The sequence below is a fragment of the Myxococcus sp. CA033 genome (assembly GCF_013336625.1).
Taxonomy (GTDB): Bacteria; Myxococcota; Myxococcia; order Myxococcales; family Myxococcaceae; genus Myxococcus; species Myxococcus llanfairpwllgwyngyllgogerychwyrndrobwllllantysiliogogogochensis.
On the sequence record NZ_JABUMU010000001.1, the window covers coordinates 211,519 to 228,338 of the forward strand.

Annotated in this window: 15 protein-coding genes; 4 read left to right on the forward strand and 11 right to left on the reverse strand. The window is 69.0% G+C overall.

What is annotated here, in order from left to right; translation table 11 throughout:
* Position 1: 1 nt before the first annotated feature.
* On the reverse strand, positions 2-601 hold the full coding sequence (locus tag HUA78_RS00730) for a TetR/AcrR family transcriptional regulator (protein ID WP_174475459.1): 600 nt from the start codon (positions 599-601) through the stop codon (positions 2-4).
* Positions 602-612: 11 nt separating this feature from the next.
* Positions 613-1,137: a PaaI family thioesterase gene (locus tag HUA78_RS00735; RefSeq protein WP_174453560.1), complete on the reverse strand. Its 525-nt coding sequence runs from the start codon at positions 1,135-1,137 to the stop codon at positions 613-615.
* A gap of 195 nt (positions 1,138-1,332) precedes the next feature.
* Here HUA78_RS00735 and fabF point away from each other — a divergent pair, with 195 nt between their 5' ends.
* From fabF to HUA78_RS00750, 3 genes are all read left to right on the forward strand, one after another.
* The gene (gene fabF / locus HUA78_RS00740; RefSeq protein ID WP_141643515.1) at positions 1,333-2,577 is read left to right on the forward strand and encodes a beta-ketoacyl-ACP synthase II; all 1,245 of its coding nucleotides are present in this window, start codon (positions 1,333-1,335) and stop codon (positions 2,575-2,577) included.
* A 330-nt stretch (positions 2,578-2,907) separates the two neighbouring features.
* Positions 2,908-4,539 carry a short-chain fatty acyl-CoA regulator family protein gene (locus HUA78_RS00745; protein WP_141643514.1) on the forward strand — a complete coding sequence of 544 codons (1,632 nt, stop codon included), beginning with the start codon at positions 2,908-2,910 and terminating at the stop codon, positions 4,537-4,539.
* A 2-nt stretch (positions 4,540-4,541) separates the two neighbouring features.
* Entirely contained in the window at positions 4,542-5,414 is an 873-nt protein-coding gene (locus tag HUA78_RS00750) for a tetratricopeptide repeat protein (RefSeq protein WP_141643533.1), read from the forward strand.
* A gap of 34 nt (positions 5,415-5,448) precedes the next feature.
* Here HUA78_RS00750 and HUA78_RS00755 read toward each other — a convergent pair whose 3' ends face one another.
* From HUA78_RS00755 to HUA78_RS00765, 3 genes are all read right to left on the reverse strand, one after another.
* A complete protein-coding gene (locus HUA78_RS00755; protein ID WP_306440885.1) occupies positions 5,449-5,958 on the reverse strand; it encodes a hypothetical protein in 510 nt (169 codons plus the stop codon).
* Positions 5,937-6,719: a sulfite exporter TauE/SafE family protein gene (locus tag HUA78_RS00760; protein WP_174453558.1), complete on the reverse strand. Its 783-nt coding sequence runs from the start codon at positions 6,717-6,719 to the stop codon at positions 5,937-5,939. Before HUA78_RS00760 ends, HUA78_RS00755 begins: the two co-directional genes overlap by 22 nt.
* A gap of 125 nt (positions 6,720-6,844) precedes the next feature.
* Positions 6,845-7,738 carry a hypothetical protein gene (locus tag HUA78_RS00765; RefSeq protein ID WP_141643512.1) on the reverse strand — a complete coding sequence of 298 codons (894 nt, stop codon included), beginning with the start codon at positions 7,736-7,738 and terminating at the stop codon, positions 6,845-6,847.
* A 134-nt stretch (positions 7,739-7,872) separates the two neighbouring features.
* Between HUA78_RS00765 and HUA78_RS00770 the strand changes: the two genes are divergently transcribed.
* The gene (locus HUA78_RS00770) at positions 7,873-9,465 is read left to right on the forward strand and encodes a leucyl aminopeptidase (RefSeq protein WP_174453557.1); all 1,593 of its coding nucleotides are present in this window, start codon (positions 7,873-7,875) and stop codon (positions 9,463-9,465) included.
* 205 nt (positions 9,466-9,670) lie between these two features.
* Here the strand turns inward: HUA78_RS00770 and HUA78_RS00775 are convergent, their stop codons facing one another.
* The 6 genes from HUA78_RS00775 to ruvB form a co-directional block, all read right to left on the reverse strand.
* Positions 9,671-10,300 carry a hypothetical protein gene (locus tag HUA78_RS00775; RefSeq protein WP_141643510.1) on the reverse strand — a complete coding sequence of 210 codons (630 nt, stop codon included), beginning with the start codon at positions 10,298-10,300 and terminating at the stop codon, positions 9,671-9,673.
* 57 nt (positions 10,301-10,357) lie between these two features.
* Positions 10,358-11,593, reverse strand: a complete 1,236-nt coding sequence (locus HUA78_RS00780) for a DUF4388 domain-containing protein (RefSeq protein ID WP_174453556.1) — start codon at positions 11,591-11,593, stop codon at positions 10,358-10,360.
* Positions 11,594-11,618: 25 nt separating this feature from the next.
* Positions 11,619-12,707 (reverse strand): thioredoxin domain-containing protein, encoded by a 1,089-nt coding sequence (locus HUA78_RS00785; RefSeq protein WP_371745506.1) that lies wholly within the window; start codon positions 12,705-12,707, stop codon positions 11,619-11,621.
* Between the two features lie 61 nt (positions 12,708-12,768).
* Positions 12,769-13,713, reverse strand: coding sequence for a UDP-3-O-acyl-N-acetylglucosamine deacetylase (gene lpxC / locus HUA78_RS00790; RefSeq protein WP_141643507.1), 945 nt, complete (start codon positions 13,711-13,713; stop codon positions 12,769-12,771).
* A gap of 484 nt (positions 13,714-14,197) precedes the next feature.
* Positions 14,198-15,694, reverse strand: coding sequence for a hypothetical protein (locus HUA78_RS00795; RefSeq protein WP_141643506.1), 1,497 nt, complete (start codon positions 15,692-15,694; stop codon positions 14,198-14,200).
* 12 nt (positions 15,695-15,706) lie between these two features.
* Positions 15,707-16,738 (reverse strand): Holliday junction branch migration DNA helicase RuvB, encoded by a 1,032-nt coding sequence (ruvB, locus tag HUA78_RS00800; RefSeq protein WP_141643505.1) that lies wholly within the window; start codon positions 16,736-16,738, stop codon positions 15,707-15,709.
* Positions 16,739-16,820 lie beyond the last annotated feature (82 nt).

Here is a 16,820-nt window from a genome sequence, read left to right on the forward strand (position 1 = left end):
CTCAGTGTCGCTTTTTCGGAGGCGGCGCGCCCCCCGCCAGCAGGAAGGCTCGCGCGGCCTCCAGGATTTCATCCGAGAGCGGCAGGTGCTTCGTCACCCGCGCGAGCGTCATCGCGCCGAACAGCAGCGCCACCGTGGCGAGCGCCCGTTGTCGGTCGGTGACGCCCTCTCCACCCGGGACATGGTCCCCCAGCTCCTCCGCCAGGGTCTCCAGGCCCTGCGCGAGCGCCTCGCGGGCCTCCGGTGTGCCGCGCGTCAGGTCCGACAGCACCGACGGCATGATGCAGCCCGTCTCCATGTTGTCGCGGATGTGGGGGTTGAGGTAGCGCCGCACGAAGAGGTCGAGGAACTCCGCGCCGCGCAGTTTCTCCAGTCCGCCGAACCAGCGCACCTGCTGGTTCCGGAAGAACACGCGCACGGACTCCTCGAGCAGGGTCTCCTTCGAGGCGAAGTGGGCATAGAAGCCTCCCACCGTCAGGCCCGCGGCCCGCATGACGCGCTCCACGCTCGCGCCCGCGAAGCCCTCCTTCCGGAAGAGCGTCTGCGCCGCCGTGAGGATTCGCTCGCGAGTGGCCTGCTTGTGCTCGGGTGCGTACCGCATCGTCGCGCCCTCTACTCCCGGCCGCCCGGAACCGGGGGCCGGAACACCATGCACGTCGTGGTGCCGTGCGCGTACAGCTTGCCGTCCGCGTCCGTCAACCGGGCCTGCGCCGTCGCCACGCGGCCTCCCACGTGGATGACCTCACCCGTACACGTCAGCAGACCGGTGTCATGGGAGATGGCGCGCACCATGTTCACGTGCAACTCCAGCGTGGTGTAGCCCGCCCCCACCGGCAGCGTGGAGTGCACCGCGCACCCGAGCGCCGAGTCCAGCAGCGTGGCCGCCAGGCCCCCGTGCACGGTGCCAATCGGGTTGTAGTGGTGCTCCCCTGGCTCCACCACGAACACCGCCCTCCCCTCCGACACCTCCACCGGCGCGAAGCCCATCAACGCCGCGATGGGCGCCCCAGGCACCTCGCCCCGGACGATGGCGCGCAGGTACTCCAGTCCCGACAGCGACTTCGCCGCCGCCACGCCCTCCCGAGGATCTCTCCACGTCACCGTCCTCGTGCGCGTCTCGGCCTTCCCGTCGCTCATGGGCCTCGCTCCTCCCTCATGCAGTGGTGGACACCATCATCCGGATTCCAGATATTCCGTATTGCTGACAATCAGGCTTGCCAGATGGGATGATGCCCATAATACAAAGGGCCATGCAGCGCACGCCACGAAAAGGAAGGCGCACGAGCGGCCGGGCCGTTCGTCTTCCTGGCGTGCCATCCAAGGGAGCGGCGGATGCAGAAGCGGCGCGTCGTGGTGACGGGAATGGGGCTCATCAGCCCCGTGGGAACGGGCGTGGAGAAGAGCTGGGAGGCGCTCGTGCGAGGCCAGAGCGGCGTGGGGCCCATCACCCTGTTCGACGCCAGCGCGCTCGACTGTCAAATCGCGGGCGAGGTGAAGGACTTCAAGGTCGACGACTACATCGAACGGCGTGAGTCGCGGCGCATGGACCGCTTCGCCCACTTCGCCGTGGTGGCGGCGGACATGGCGCTGGAGGACTCCGGCCTGAAGGTGACGCCGGAGAACGCCGAGCGCATCGCCACCATCATCGGCTCCGGCATCGGCGGCATCGCAAGCCTGGAGGAGACCCACCGCCGCACGTTGGAGAAGGGCCCGGACCGCATCAGCCCGTTCTTCATCCTCCAGATGATCATCAACATGGCGCCCGGCTACGTGAGCCTGCGCCATGGACTCAAGGGCCCGTCCTGGGCCCCCAACTCCGCGTGCTCCACCAGCGCGCACGCCATCGGCGAGGCGATGCGCGGCATCCAGCGCGGAGAGTTCGACGTGGCGGTGGCCGGAGGCGCAGAGGCGCCCATCTCCCTGCTCGGCGTCGGCGGCTTCGCGGCCATGCGCGCATTGTCCCTGCGCAACGACGCGCCCCAGGCCGCAAGCCGCCCCTTCGACAAGGACCGCGACGGCTTCGTGCTCGCCGAGGGCGCGGGCATGCTCATCCTCGAGGAGTTGGAGCACGCGAAGGCCCGCGGCGCGCGCATCCTCGCGGAGCTGACCGGCTACGGCGCCAGCTCCGACGCGTACCACATCACCACGCCCGCCCCCGAGCACGAGGGCGCCCAGCGCAGCATGCGTGCCGCCCTCAAGGACGCGGGGCTTTCCCCGTCGGACATCGGCTACGTGAATGCGCACGGCACCTCCACCGACGTCGGCGACCTGATGGAGACTCAAGGAATCGCCCGAATCTTCGGCGACGCCGCCAGCACCGTGGCCGTCTCCTCCACCAAGTCCATGACGGGCCACATGAACGGAGCGGCGGGCGCCGCCGAGGCCGTCATCAGCGTGCTCGCCCTCACCCGAGGCGTGCTGCCGCCCACCATCAACCTCCAGCACCAGGACCCGCTCATCACCCTGGACTGCGTCCCCAACACCGCGCGCGAGGCCCACGTCGACGCGGTGATGAGCAACTCGTTCGGCTTCGGCGGCACCAACGTCTCCCTCATCTTCCACCGGTTGATCGCCTGAACCGGCGCCGGCTCTGCTCTGTAAACCGTGAATGCGGGTTTACCAGCACGTGAAGCGGGCTTGGCGCGCCGCGGCAGTAAACTTTTGACAACGTGCGTCGAACACTGCCCGGAACGCACATCCGCGCGCGGATAAAGCGCAGCGATTACATGTGGTTGCACATACTCAGGGGCCAATCGCCCTGTGGACGACGACCGTTCCGTCGCCCGCCACACAGGGAGCGGCCTCAAGAAAAACGTTGATTGCAAATCGGTAAATCGATTTGCAGAGTGGTTCAGAGGGGCGAGGGCGCAAGAGGCCAGGCGCACTCCGACGGGACCCGACTCAGCCATGAACGACAACGCACTGAACGCCAACGTGGGCCTGAAGCTCCGGGGCCTGCGACTCGCCCGCAACATCAAGCAGGCGGACGCGGCGAAGGACTTGGGGGTCTCCCCCGCGTATTTGAACCTCATCGAAAAGGGCAAGCGGGTGATGCCCTTCCCGCTGCTCTGGAAGGCGCTGCGGTATTTCGATCAGGACCCCGAGCAGTTCATGTCCACGCTGGGCGAGGGGCGCGTGGACGAAGCGCTCGCGAAGCTGCTGGACGAGCCGCTGCTCAAGAGCCTGGACATCGACCCGGAGTCGCTCCAGTCGCTGTCCGCGGAGCCGAAGCTCGCGGGCACCGTGGCCGCGCTCTTCAACCTCTACAAGAACACGCGCACGCAGTTGGAGAACGTGCTCGCGCAGCTCAACGTGGAGGAGCGCACGCGGACGCAGGGCGGCAGCGCGGGCAACGGCACCGTGCCGGGTGTGCGCTTCGACTACTCACCCTTCGACGAGGTGAGCGATTTCCTGGAGACGCACCGCAACTACTTCCCGGAGCTGGAGGAGCAGGCCGAGGAGCTGCGGCGGGACATCAGCATCGAGCGCCAGCTCACCAGCGGCCAGTTGATGCAGCTGTTGGAGAAGCGCTTCGGCTACCGCGTGCTCATCGACGCCTCGCCCAGCGGTTCGTCCGTGGTGCGCCGGTTGGACCCGGAGGAGCAGACGCTCACCCTGTCCCCGGACCTCACCGAGCAGCCGCTGAAGTTCCAGATCGCCGCGTCCATTGGCCTGTTGATGTTGGACAAGGAAAAGCTGGTGGAGCGCATCCTCGGCGCGGGGCGCACCCGGCACGGGGAGACGACGCGGCTCATCAAGGTGAACCTGGCCAACTACTTCGCCGGCGCGCTGATGCTGCCGTACGGGGACTTCTTCAAGGAAGTGCAGCGCACGCGCTACGACGTGGAGCTCTTGTCGAGCATCTTCGGCTCCACCTACGAGACGGTGGCCCACCGGCTGTGCAACCTGTCGGACCCCAAGCGCCCGGGCATCCCCTTCCACTTCCTGCGCTCGGACATCGCCGGCAACATCTCCAAGCGCTACAGCGGCACCGGCATCCGCTTCGCCAGCGGCGGCGGGAGCTGTGGCAAGTGGGCCGTGCACCTGGCCTTCCTCAACCCGTCGCAGCTCACCCGGCAGTACTCCATCATGCCGGACGGCACGACGTACTTCTGCTTCGCCAAGGTGCAGCTCCAGCCCACCGAGGGCTCCATCGTCAAGGGCACCGCGTACTCCATCGGCCTGGGCACCCACGCGGAGAACGCCAAATACCTGGCCTATGGCCTGCCCACCAATGACCTGCGCAAGGATGCCATCCCCTCCGGCATCTCCTGCCGCTTCTGCGAGCGCACCGACTGCAACCAGCGCGCGGCGGCCAGCTACCGCTTCGCCTTCTCCTTTGACGAGTACACCAAGAAGGACTGCTTCTTCTCCCCGCTGCTCGGCTACGAGCAGGCCGACAAGGTGGAGAAGGACCGGCACCACGCCCCGCCCCCCGCGGGCGCCGCCGTCCCCCCGGACGTCAATGGCACTGACCGGAGCGAGAAGCACGATTCGTTGGACAAGGCGGCCCGGCGCCGCAAGGGTGGCGACGCGTGAGCATGCACCCGCCCGACGACACCGAACGCGCCCACTTCCTCCAGGCGCTCCAGAAGCAGAAGAACGAACTGGCCACCCTGCGCATCACCGGCTCGCCCACCCAGGTGGGCCAGGGGCTGGTGAGCCTGGCGGAGCTGCACGGCATGTTGGAAGACCATGCCGCCAGCCGCCAGTGCTACGAGGAGGCCCTCGCGATGTTCCAGGAGGCCGGCTACAAGCCGGGCCAGGCCCAGGCCTGCTTCGGACTGGGCGTGGTGAAGGCGAACTTCGAGGACCACCGGGGCGCGGTGGAGCTCATCGCCCAGGCCGCCCGGCTCTTCAACGAGACGAAGGACCGCGACGGAGAGGCCCTGTCCCGCGCCTGCATCGGTGAGTCCCTGCGCGCGCTGGGACAGCCGGAGGCCGCCGAGGAGAAGTACCAGGAGGCCCTCATCCTCTACCGCCAGACGCGCAACACGGAGCGCACCGCGCGGCTGCTGCTGGACATCGGCGACATCCGCATGGAGAAGGCCGAGTACGAGCCGGCTCGCAAGCGCTTCCTGGAAGCCCTTCCCCTGCTGGAGAAGGGCGACGACGCGGAGGCACTCGCGCTGGGCCACCTGCTCTTGGGCGAGTCCGAGGGACTGCTCGGCGACCACGAGGGCGCGCGCACGCACCTCTTGCGCGCGGTGGAGCTGTACCAGGAGCTGCACGACCACGTGTACGAGGCCCGCGCCCGGTGGGATTTGGGCCTGTCCTGCTACTACTCGCAGGACCTGCCCGCGGCGCGCTCCCAGCTCGAAGCGGTGCTGCCGCTCTACGAGGAGCAGGGCCGCGCGGACGAGGTCGCCAAGGTGCGCAACATCCTCGCCCACTTCGCCGCGCGAGGCGCCTGAGGCGCCCACCCACCGCCCTGCCCCGGGCGCCGCATCACGCTTGGATGCCGGCGCCCACCGCCAGGGCCAGGAGCCCCAGCACTCCCGCGGCGATGACGGCGTACCGCCATTCACCGCGCAGTCCCAGCAGCGTGCCCGCCACGCCCAGCCGCGCCACCGGCGTCACCAGCAGCAGCGACGCCGCGGCCTTGCGCAGTTGGTCAATGGCCACGTGCGTGCTCTCCGTGCCTGGCAGCGCCTCCAGGCCCAGCGACAGCACGAACATGCCGCCGCTCAGCACCGCGCCCACGCGCAACACCCGGGCAATCCACCGGTCTCCCGCGAGCGTCCTGTCCCGGACGCGCGTGACGCCTTGGGACGGTGCCTCGGCGAGGCCCGCGGTGACGGGCTCCGCCTCCAGCTCGGGCGCCTCGGCTTGTTGCGCCGGGGTCGCCACCATCGTGTTGGAACCCAGTGCCGCCGGGTCCGCCATCATCGCCGCCGAGACCCGCGGCGGTTCGGCGCCGTCCGGGTCCCCTTCACTCACTCCCACACGCTCGGCCACAGTCCCGCCCCTCCCTTCCACAACATCTGCCCCGCCACCGACAGCAGCACCAATGCGAAGAGTTTCTTGAGCACGGCCGTGGGCACCTTCGGCATCAGCCGGCTCCCGAAATACGCGCCGGCCAGCACACCCACCACCAGCGGAGACACCAGGGCCAGCTTCAGGTGTCCGCGCAGCGCGTAGGCGGCCACGCTGGCCGCGCCCGTCACGCCAATCATCAGGTTGCTGGTGGCGCTGGCCACCTTGAAGGGCACCCGCATGCCGTAGCTCATCAACGGCACCTTCAGCGGCCCACCGCCCACGCCCAGGAGCGCGGAGAGGCCACCCGCCACGAACGAGCCGGAAATGCCCAGCGGGTAGTTCGTCGGCTGGTAGTCGTCCAGCGTCGCGGGCTCACCTCGAGGCGAGCGCAGCAGCATCATCTGCAGCGCGACATAGAGCGTGAACAGGCCGAACACCACCGCCACCATCGCCGGTGCGATGAGCGCCGCCACCAGTCCTCCGGCGATGGCGCCGAGCACCGTGGCCAGCTCCAGCGTCAGGCCCAGACGGATATCACTCAGGTGGTTGTCGACGTAGCCAGCCGCGGCGGCGCACGAGTTGGCGACCACGCACATCAAGCTGGCCGGAACCGCCTCCTCCAGCGGCAACCCGAAGCCCAGCACCAGCGCGGGCACCAGGACGATGCCACCTCCGATGCCCAGCATCGCACCCAGTGCTCCCGCGAGCCCGCCCACCACCATGAGGAGAAGAACCGTCATTCCTTCACGAGAATAGGAGCGGGCCATCGCCGCGCCCAGCGCCATTCCCCTCTAGGAGACAGGCTCGGCAGGACGGTTGCTCTGCGCGCGAAAGAGCCCAGCACTTCAGGGCGATGCGCGGCGCGCTATGCGGCGCGTACGCCCAGGTTTCCCTCTGGGAAAGCCTCCAGGAAGCGGGCACGCGTACGAGGTGTGAAGGTGCCCCTCGCCATGTAGCCGTGCAACCTCCGAAGGACTCCACGCGCCGACTCCAGCGCACCTTCGACCTCCTGGGAGAAGTCGAACGTGTCGTTGCGGTACAGCTCCTGGAAGGACAAGTGGGCGAAGGCGGGCAGCGCGCGCGTGCGCCCCATGGGGCTGGAGAGGAACAGGCCGGAGACATAGAGGCCGCGCACCCAGCCATCCACCTCCGCCTTGGACGGCGCCTGCCCCACGCGCTCCTGCGAGGACAGCCGCACCAGTTCGTAGATGCCCCGGCCGATGCCTCGCCACGGGAAGCCAGGACTCTTCACCACCTGACACTTCTCGCGCAGCCGGGGCGTGCCCAGCAGGTCCACGCCGTGCAGTTCGCGCAGGTAGAAGAGCGTCTGGGCCCACTCGATGTCACGGTGCGCCGCCAGGGCCCGCTCGCCGCGACGCCGATGCCGCACCACCAGGTTGTCCACCACCGGGTGCAGCCGTCGGTCCAGGCACAGGTGCGTGAAGTAGCCGGCGAGCAGGGCCAGCCCTGGCTCGGTGCCCACCAGCGCGCCCGTGGCCACCAGTTCCGCCATCTTCAGCCCGAAGCCCACCGGCGCGCGCTCGTGATACAGCCTCGCGAACAGGGGCATCTCCCGCTCGGGCAGGAACGCGGAGAGGCCCCCTCGGACGCCCTCGCACAGCGGCAGGTCCGGCAGCGCCACTCCGAAGCGCGCGTAGGCCAGGTCTTCGGAGAGAGCGCGCACCCAGTCCGCCGGCAGCTCTCCGGGGTTGGCGGCCAACCGTTCGATGGCGGTCAGATGCATCAGCAAGGTGGGCATTGCCTGACTGCTACCCAGGCCCCTGCTGCAATGCAACGCTCGAATGAAATCCAACGCTTTGCGTGCAACAGGGTGGGCGTTACAGTCCGCGCCCTTCCGTATTTCCCCTCTCCCGTTCAGGAGTTCATCGGCCCATGAATTTCACCTTCGTCTCCGGCGACGCCACCCTCGCGAATGGCGACCTGCTCGTCATTCCGCTCTTCGAGGGCGAGCTGGGTGAGGGCGCCCCGGCCAGTCTGGCTTCGGCGGACAAGTCCCTGGAAGGCCGTCTGCGCGGGGCCGCCACCCAGGAGGGCTTCAAGGCGAAGGCCGACCAGTCCCTGGTGATGCACACGCTCGGCCGGACGACGGCGGGCCGCGTGTTGCTCCTGGGCCTGGGCAACCGCGCGCGCTTCCACCCGGAAGTCCTGCGGCTGGCGGCGGGTCGCGCGGCGAAGACGGCCCAGCGGCTCAAGGTGACGTCGCTCGTCGTGGCGCTGCCCGCCACGAAGGCGCCCGCGGACGCGGTGCGCGCGGTGGTGGAGGGCCTGGAGCTGGGCGCCTACCGCTTCGACAAGTACAAGTCCTCCGCGCGCGAGGAGAAGGGCACGCCCAAGCCCACCAAGGTGGCGCTGGCGCTGCCCGAGGGCACGGAGAAGTCGCGCGACGTGGAGGACGCCCTGGCCCTGGGCAAGCGCGTGGCCGAGGCCTCCAACTGGGCCCGCGACCTGGTGAACGAGCCGCCCAACGCGGTGACGCCCACGGTGCTGGCCGAGGCCGCCCGGAAGTCCGCGCGGGAGCACGGGCTGAAGATCACGATTGGCGGCAAGCGCGAAATCGAGAAGCTCGACATGGGCATGTTCCTGGGCGTCACGGCCGGGAGCACCGAGGAGCCGCGGCTCATCCACGTCGTCTACACGCCGAAGAACGCGCGCGACGCGAAGCGCCCGCCGCTGGCGCTGGTGGGCAAGGCCATCACCTTCGACTCGGGAGGCCTGTCGCTCAAGCCCACCGAGGGCATGGTGGACATGAAGACGGACATGGCGGGCTCGGCGGCCGTCCTGGGCGCCATGCAGGTCATCGCCTCCATCAAGCCGCCCTTCCCCGTGCACGCCTTCATCGGCGCGTGCGAGAACATGCCGGCGGGCAATGCGTACAAGCCGGGCGACATCCTCACGTCGCGGCTGGGCAAGACAGTCGAAATCACCAACACGGACGCCGAGGGCCGCCTCGTCCTGGGTGACATGCTCACCTGGGCCTGCGAGCACCAGCCGTCCGCGGTCATCGACCTGGCGACGCTCACGGGCGCGTGCATCGTCGCGCTGGGCAACTACATCGTCGGCGCATTCGGTGACAACGACGGCACGGTGAACGAGGTCCTCCAGGCCGCGCGCACCGCCGGCGAGGAGATGTGGCGCCTGCCGGTGAGCGAGCTGCAAAAGGACGCGCTGCGCTCCGAGGTCGCCGACATGAAGAACTCCGGCGAGCGCTGGGGTGGCTCCATCAACGCCGCCCTGTTCCTCAAGGAGTTCGTCGGCGAGACGCCGTGGGTGCACCTGGATATCGCCGGTCCGTCCAACAGCCCCAAGGAGCGCGGCTACAACGCCAAGGGCGCCACCGGCGTGGGCGTCCGCACCCTGGTGGAGTGGGTGCGGCTGCGCACGGAGACGCAGGCCACCGAGGCCGCCGAGGCCCCCGCGAAGCCTGCTCGCGCGGCTCGCGGCGCCCGGAAGTCCGCGCGGAGCTGAGCAGCACGCCTCCGCGGCCCGTCCACCGACGACGGGCCGCGAGAGGGCGCGGACAAGGCCCGCGTCCCCCTTCCCTGGGAGAGGACCCTGGCCGAGCAAGGGCGCGGACGAGGCCCGCGTCCCTTTCTCTAGGAGAGGACCCTGGCCGCGCGTATCGGGCCGAGGGTTCCGCTCGGAGCCAGTGGCCGAGCACCGGCCCTCCGGCTCAGGGCCTAACGGCCTGCGGCACCTTGCTCGGGACGGCCTTGCGATTCGGCAGCGGGCGGATGCCAGCGATGAGCGCATCCACGTTCTGGATGTCGCCCGCCACGGCCTGAGCCGGCCACGTGGCCAGCATCATCAGCACCCGGCCTTCCTGGCCCTCGCGCACGGCCACTCGGCCATGCACGTTGTCACCCACCTGGAAGTTGAAGCCCACCGCCGTATCGGACAGTGCCAGGGGCACGGGGTCCGTGGTGATGAAGCCCGGCTGCTGTCGCAGTCCCTCCGTGAGCCGCTCGGCGAACTGGGTGGGCGTGGCCACCGCGGGCGCCACCTGGAGCACCACCTGCGCACCTGACGGAGGGTGACGCAGCACCACCGGAATCGCGAGCCCCTCCGGCGTGCGCTCGTTCGTCGCGTCCAACTGCCAGTCGTCACTGGGCCGGATGATTTCGAACCCCAGCTCCTCGTCCACGTACGGTCCAGACACGGAGGCCTTCATCGCCTCCACCTGTCCCTGTCCCGAGCCGCCCGTTCCAGGCTGCGCCGCGTCCGCCTTCACGGCCTGACGCGAGCCGCTACACCCCGCGCTCACGACCAGGAACCCCCACGCCAGCTTCCGCAACACACCCATGACCATCGTCCCCCGACCACGAACGCCGTGGCCGCGAACGTGGGCATGTGCCGCCTGCTAGGCCAGCCCTCCCTGCAGGGTGCGGTAGGTGTTGGACAAGCGCTCGGCCACCTCGGACGGCAGGACGTTTCGCGCGGAGAACAACGCGTACGACACGATGGCGTCCAGCGCCTCCAGCGTCAGCGCCCGCGCCACCGCCTCGCCACCACCGGACAGGTTGGCGCGCAGCCGCGCCACATCCACCCGGCCCTCCGCGCTCAACACCACGCCGGCATACGCGTCCTCGAGCCCCGACGGCGGCGCATCGAGGAAGCCACGCAGCAGGTCCACGTCCTCCCCCGCGTCGCGCAGCGCGCGGTGGATGAGGGACAAGAGCAGGTTGTAGCGCTCCTCCGCGGACAAGAGCTCCCACGCCATGCCCTCCACGGCGGGCACGGGCGGCGCGGGAGGCGTGGCGGGTCGCACCGTCAGGTGGCCGCCCTGCACGCACTCCTCCAGCCACGCGAAGAACGCGTGGTGTCCGCTCTCGCGCACCGTGCGCAGCTCGCCCAGCGTCGTGCCCGCGCCCAGCAGCCGGAAGAGGCGCTCCTCACCCGGGCGAGGCCCCTTCGGCCCGGTCTCCGCGCGCATGTCCTCCGGATAGCGCCGCCGCCACCGCGACAGCTCCTCCGAGCGCTTGATTCCGGTGAGCACCAAATCACGCGTGCGCTCCGGCAGCTTCACCACGTCCGCCATGGGCGCGGGGCCCTCGACGAAGAGGAAGCTGCCCTCCGTCAACTCGAAGAGGCTCAGCACCACCTCCCGCACCACGTACGTCATGGCGCTGTAGAGATGGGCCTCGGACACGAGTCCCTCGGAGGTGAGCACCTGGCCGATGCGCCGCGACGGCATCACGCGTGAGAGCGCCTGCGTGAGCTGTGCCTGCGTCACCAGCCCCAGCCGCACCAGCACCGCGCCCAGCCGCTCCCAGCGCTCCGTGGACGTGGCGAAGACGACCTGCCCGTCCCGGAAGGACACCGTGCGGCGGACGGCGCCGTGCTGCACGGCGAGCAACCCGCTGCGAATCCCCGTCAGGACGTGGGCGAAGACTTCCTCCACCGAGAGCGTCCCGAGCGTGCCGGCCAGGAAGCCAGCGAAGCCCATGGGCTCCTGGAGGAGCACCATCCCCTCCGGCCCATGGAACCAGGCCGAGAGGGGACGGGAGGAGGACAGGCCAGCGGCGAGCGACTTCTCCAAATCCAGCGAAGTCGCCTCACCACCGACACGGGGCGTGGCCTTGGGTTTCTGGGCCACCGCCCGTGCCCTCCGAACCGCGTGATTACTTCTGCGCCGTCGGCTTCAGCTCGGCGTCGATGATGCTCTTGAACTCTTCGACGGGCTGCGCACCCGACAGCATGATGCCGTTGATGAAGAACGCCGGCGTGCCGCTGACGCCGACCTTCTGCGCGTCCGCCATGTCGCTCTTCACGGTGGCGGCCTTCTCACCGGAGTCCAGGCACTTGTCGAACTTGGCCTGGTCCAGCTTCAGCTCGCCCGCGTACTTCTTGAGGTTCTCCAGCTGGAGCGCGGACTGGCTGGCGAACAGCTTGTCGTGCATCTCCCAGAACTTGCCCTGGTCATTGGCGCACAGCGACGCCTCGGCGGCCTTCTGCGCCTCCTTGTGGAAGTCCAGGGGGAACTGACGGAACACCAGCTTGATCTTCCCGTCGTACTCCTTCATCACCTGGTCCACCGCGCCAATGGCGCGGCTGCAGAACGGACACTGGAAGTCGCTGAACTCGACGATGGTGATGGGCGCGTTGTCCGGGCCCTTCGACGGGCCGACGGCGGAGACCGTCTTGCGCTCGGCGGGAGCACGCGGCGGCTCCGGCAGGGTGATCTGCACGTTGGCGTTCTTGCGCAGCTCCGCGAAGAGGGCCTGGGCGCGCTCCTGCTTGGGCTGCTGCGTGAGGAAGTCGAGGATCTGCGGCTTCATCTGCTCGAACGTCGAGCCGGGCGGCAGCTGGCCCTTGGCGCCGTCGAAGACTTCCTTGATCTTCTCCTCGGTCGGCGCGGGAACCTTGTCGTCGATCTCCGCCTTGAGGAACTGGTCCTGCGTGATGCCGCGCTTCTTGGCCTCCGCATCGACCAGCTTCTCCGTCACCATGCCCTCGAGGCCGCGCTTGCGAAGCTGGAACTTCTGCTTCTCCAGGTTGGCGATCGGCTCCTGGACGCGGTCGTTGAGCTCCTTGTAGGTGATCTTCTGGCCGTCACCGAAGGTGGCGACCACGGTGTCCGGGGTGGGCTCACCCGCGGGGGCCTGGGCGGCGGCGGGAGCCTGCGCGGTGACCGGCGCCTTCTCCTTGTTGCAACCGGCGGTGAACGAAGCCGCCAGCAGCGCGGCGAGGATGACGTTGGTTGGACGCATGGGCATGAGCCCGCGACTTAGTCGAGCCAGCCCCGACCTGCAAGGAAATGCCAAACCAACATCAGGCGACGAGCGGCTCCAGCTCCAGCGCGCCGGCCAATCCTGGCAGGCCCAGCTCCAAGCCTTCCACGTCGCGACGACGCGCGGGGACAATCTCATAGCAGCTCGGGTCTGAAAGGACCTTGCGAACCAGCTTGTGATTGAGCGCGTGGCCCGTCTTGTAGGCCGTGAGGTGGCCAATGACGGGACGGCCGAACAGAGACACGTCACCGATGGCGTCGAGGATCTTGTGACGCACGAACTCGTCGGTGAAGCGCAGCCCTTCCGGGTTGAGGATGGACACCTCGTCCACGACGATGGCGTTGTCCAGCGAGCCGCCGCGAGCCAGGCCCAGCTTCTTCAGCTTCTCCACGTCACGCAGGAAGCCAAACGTGCGCGCGCGGGAAATCTCCCGGGAGAAGTCCCGGTCGCTGAAATCCAAATCAAACGCCTGACCCTGGATGACGGGGTGCTCGAAGTCGATGGTGCAGCTGATGCGGAAGTGGCGCGAGGGGGTGAGCGAGGCCTGCTTGTCGCCATCCACCACGGACACGGGCTTGCGGATGACGAGCAGCTCCTTGGGCGCGTCCAGCTCGCGGATGCCCGCATCCTGGATGAGGGCCGCGAAGGGAGCGGCGCTGCCGTCCATGATGGGCACTTCGGGGCCGTCCAGCTCCACCCGGGCGTTGTCGATGCCCAGGCCCGCCATGGCGGACATGAAGTGCTCCACCGTCGCCACCTTCACGCCGTCGCGGCCCAGCGTCGTCGCCAGCGCCGTGTCCACCACGTACTCCGCCAACGCGGGGATGCTCACCGGGCGAGGCAGGTCCGTGCGCACGAAGACGATGCCGTGCCCCGCGGGCGCCGGACGCAGCGTGAGCGTCACCTTCGCGCCCGAGTGGAGCCCGATGCCCTGGAGGCTGGCGGTCTTCGAGAGGGTGCGCTGGTTGTAGGAAGACGGGGGCATGTCGGTGTCGCCTCGTGGCTGCTCGTGCTGCGGGACTTCCGAACGGTCATCTGGCCAGATGGCGCCGGAATCGTTCAACAGTGGTCTGACGCGACGCGCAGATTCAGCAAGTGGCATGCCACGACAGCGTGACATCCCGCCTTCCGTGGTGGGGGGGTCGAATGACTCGAACCCCTTGGAACGGTTGGATTTTTTCTGACATCGCGGTGGGTGCCCATCGTGGCCAGCCACCCTCCCCCCGTCCGAGGGTTGGTGAATTCACCCGAAACCGTGACATTGGTGTCCGGGAATTCTTCACCGCCTCACCCGCCGCCCTGCCCCGTGACGCGCTTCGCAACGAAGCGTGTCTTCCATGCAACACGGGGGCGTCCATAGCGCAAGGAACTGGCTGGAAGCAAACACGCCCCGTACGAGCACACCCCGTGGGGGGTTGCGTCATACGGGGCGAGTGGGCGTGGGTCGATTTTCTCCCCCCACGTGAGGGTCAGCGAGTCGGGACCGCGACAAAGCGATCGCGGAGCGCCTCGGCTTCCTGGCGGTCGAACCCCCTGCCCTGGAGGAGGGTGCGGCGGCTGACGGAGTGGAAGGTGGACTCCAGCGTCTGGCTGAAGCGGCGCAGGTCCTCGGCGAGCCGGCTGCGGATGCCGGGGCCCTCGGGCGGCCAGGGCAGCTCCACCAGGAGCGCGGTGAAGCGGTCGAAGGCGTCGTAGTCCGAGTAGCGCAGCAGCTGGTAGCCGCCGTCGTGGAAGTACGCGAGGAAGGTCTTCAGCGCGTCCAGGGAGCGCTCCGCGGCGGGCACGTCCTCCGCGCGCAGGAACCCCTCCGCGGAGCGGCACAGCTGGGCGTACACCCACAGGTCCTTGCGCAGCCGCAGCGCGGCGTCCTGGGGGCTCACCAGCGCGTCGAAGACGTCGTCGGACAGGCCGCCATTGGGGGCCAGGGCCTCCACCAGCGCGACGACCTGGGTGCGCAACAGCGACCTGAAGGCGGCGGTGGCGCGCGCGGGCGCGTCCGGCTCCTTGTCCACGTGGGCCAGCACCTCGCGGCCGATGCGCTCTGACTCCTTGGCCAAATCCCGCGCCGTCCGCAGGGCCGCGGCCTGGAGCGCCTTGGAGCCCGCCTTGGGCGACAGTTCCGCGTGCAGCCACGTGGCCAAGGCGTGCGTCTCGCTGCGCACCAGCGCCAGCAGCACGCGCACCCGCCGGGGCACGGGCGGCGTGCCTTCCGCGTCCACGTAGGCCAGGTAGTGCAGCAGCCGGAACAGCCCCAGGAACGCGGTGGAGAAGCCGGCGCGCTGCTCTTCCGGCATCCCCACGAGCAGATCCAACAGGCGCACCGAGCGCAGCCGGTCGTACTCGACGCGGAACTCCAACGGCCGGAAGGGCCGGAAGTAGCGGTTGAGGACGATTTCCTTCAGGGCCAGCTTGCCCAGGTCCTGGAAGAGGTTGAGCCGCGCGGTGGGCAGCTGGAGCAGGTGGTCCAGCAGGTTGCGCAGCGCGTCCAGGTCCTCGCGCAGCACGAAGAGGCTCTCCGACGGCGTCTCCTGGTCCAGCTCCTCCTCGATGAGTGCGCGACGCACCCGGTCATCCGCGAGCTGGGTCTCCACGTACTTGCGGAAGACCATCTTCTGGTCGCTGTCCGGGTCCTGGAGGTGACGTGCGACACGGATGGCGCGGTCCATGGCGTCGCGCACGTCCACCAGCTCCTCGTGGAAGTCGCGGGTGACGAGCGGCCGGTCCTTGGCGTCCACCACGGCGGTGAGGTTGAGGTAGCGCTCCACCGCGCGTAGGAGCATCTCGAATTCGAAGAGCAGCTCCTCCCGGCCGTCCACGGGGACGCCGCGAAGCCAGCGCTCGCGCTCGGCGAGGAAGCCCGCGCGCGACGTCTGGGAGGCCCGCATCAGGTCCGCGTAGAAGTCACGCGCGACGCGGAGGGTGGTGGGTCCGGAAGCGGGAGACGCGGGGGAGGTGGCCTGGCTCATGGCTCGCGGGTTTCAGAAGAGGCTGCCCTGGGGCGTGGGCGGTGGCTGCTTCTTGAAATACTGGTAGGTGCGGTGGGTGGCCATCCGGCCCCGGGGCGTGCGCTGCAGAAAGCCCTCCTGCATCAGGAAGGGCTCGTACACGTCCTCGATGGTATCGCGTTGTTCGCCCACGCTGGCGGCGATGGTCTCCACGCCCACAGGACCGCCGCCGAACTTGTCCAGGATGGTGAGCAGGATTTTGCGGTCCATGGAGTCCAGGCCGCTGGCGTCCACGCCCAGCCGGTCCAGGGACTTCTTCGCCAGCTCCAGCGTGATTTTCCCGTTGCCCTCCACCTCCGCGAAGTCGCGCAGCCGGCGCAGGAGCCGGTTGACGATGCGGGGCGTGCCGCGCGAGCGGGTGGCCACCTCGTGGGCGGCCTCCTTCTCCAGGGGGATGCCGAGGATGCGCGCGGAGCGGTGGAGGATGAGTTCCAGGGACGCGGCGTCGTAGTACTCCAGCCGCTCCTGAATCTGGAACCTGTCACGCAAGGGCGAGGTGAGCAGGCCCGTGCGCGTCGTCGCGCCAATGAGCGTGAAGGGCGGCAGATCAATCTTCATCGCCCGGGCGGCCGGCCCCGTGTCGATGGTGATGTCCAGCCGGAAGTCCTCCATCGCCGGGTAGAGGTACTCCTCCACCGCCGCGTTGAGCCGGTGGATTTCGTCGATGAAGAGGACGTCGCGTTCGTTCAGGTTGGTGAGCAGGCCCGCCAGGTCGCCCTTGCGCTCCAGCGCGGGACCGCTCGTCACGTGGATGCCCACGCCCAGTTCGTTGGCGATGATGTGCGCCAGCGACGTCTTGCCCAGGCCCGGAGGGCCGGAGAACAGGCAGTGGTCCAGGGCCTCGCCCCGACTGCGAGCCGCCTGCACGTACACCTTGAGCTTCTCGACGACGAGCCCCTGTCCCACGTACTCGTGGAACGAGCGCGGACGCAGGGAGGCCTCGAGCCGGACGTCCTCCGGGAGGACCTCTTCGGAGAGAGTGTCGGACTTCCTCGCCATGACCATGGGACCCTATACAGGAAGGCCGCGCGTGTCGCCCACATCCTCGGGCTGGACTCGGGGACGCCCAGCAGGCCAGGGAGCACCC

What these genes read in the sequence shown, in the direction of transcription:
- fabF (WP_141643515.1), top strand. Translation starts at nt 1,333, where the DNA reads ATGCAGAAGCGGCGCGTCGTGGTGACGGGAATGGGGCTCATCAGCCCC.
- HUA78_RS00770 (WP_174453557.1), top strand. Translation starts at nt 7,873, where the DNA reads ATGAATTTCACCTTCGTCTCCGGCGACGCCACCCTCGCGAATGGCGAC.
- HUA78_RS00750 (WP_141643533.1), top strand. Translation starts at nt 4,542, where the DNA reads ATGCACCCGCCCGACGACACCGAACGCGCCCACTTCCTCCAGGCGCTC.
- ruvB (WP_141643505.1), bottom strand. Translation starts at nt 16,738, where the DNA reads ATGGTCATGGCGAGGAAGTCCGACACTCTCTCCGAAGAGGTCCTCCCG.
- lpxC (WP_141643507.1), bottom strand. Translation starts at nt 13,713, where the DNA reads ATGCCCCCGTCTTCCTACAACCAGCGCACCCTCTCGAAGACCGCCAGC.
- HUA78_RS00745 (WP_141643514.1), top strand. Translation starts at nt 2,908, where the DNA reads ATGAACGACAACGCACTGAACGCCAACGTGGGCCTGAAGCTCCGGGGC.
- HUA78_RS00795 (WP_141643506.1), bottom strand. Translation starts at nt 15,694, where the DNA reads ATGAGCCAGGCCACCTCCCCCGCGTCTCCCGCTTCCGGACCCACCACC.
- HUA78_RS00785 (WP_371745506.1), bottom strand. Translation starts at nt 12,707, where the DNA reads ATGCGTCCAACCAACGTCATCCTCGCCGCGCTGCTGGCGGCTTCGTTC.
- HUA78_RS00760 (WP_174453558.1), bottom strand. Translation starts at nt 6,719, where the DNA reads ATGACGGTTCTTCTCCTCATGGTGGTGGGCGGGCTCGCGGGAGCACTG.
- HUA78_RS00735 (WP_174453560.1), bottom strand. Translation starts at nt 1,137, where the DNA reads ATGAGCGACGGGAAGGCCGAGACGCGCACGAGGACGGTGACGTGGAGA.
- HUA78_RS00730 (WP_174475459.1), bottom strand. Translation starts at nt 601, where the DNA reads ATGCGGTACGCACCCGAGCACAAGCAGGCCACTCGCGAGCGAATCCTC.
- HUA78_RS00765 (WP_141643512.1), bottom strand. Translation starts at nt 7,738, where the DNA reads ATGCCCACCTTGCTGATGCATCTGACCGCCATCGAACGGTTGGCCGCC.
- HUA78_RS00775 (WP_141643510.1), bottom strand. Translation starts at nt 10,300, where the DNA reads ATGGGTGTGTTGCGGAAGCTGGCGTGGGGGTTCCTGGTCGTGAGCGCG.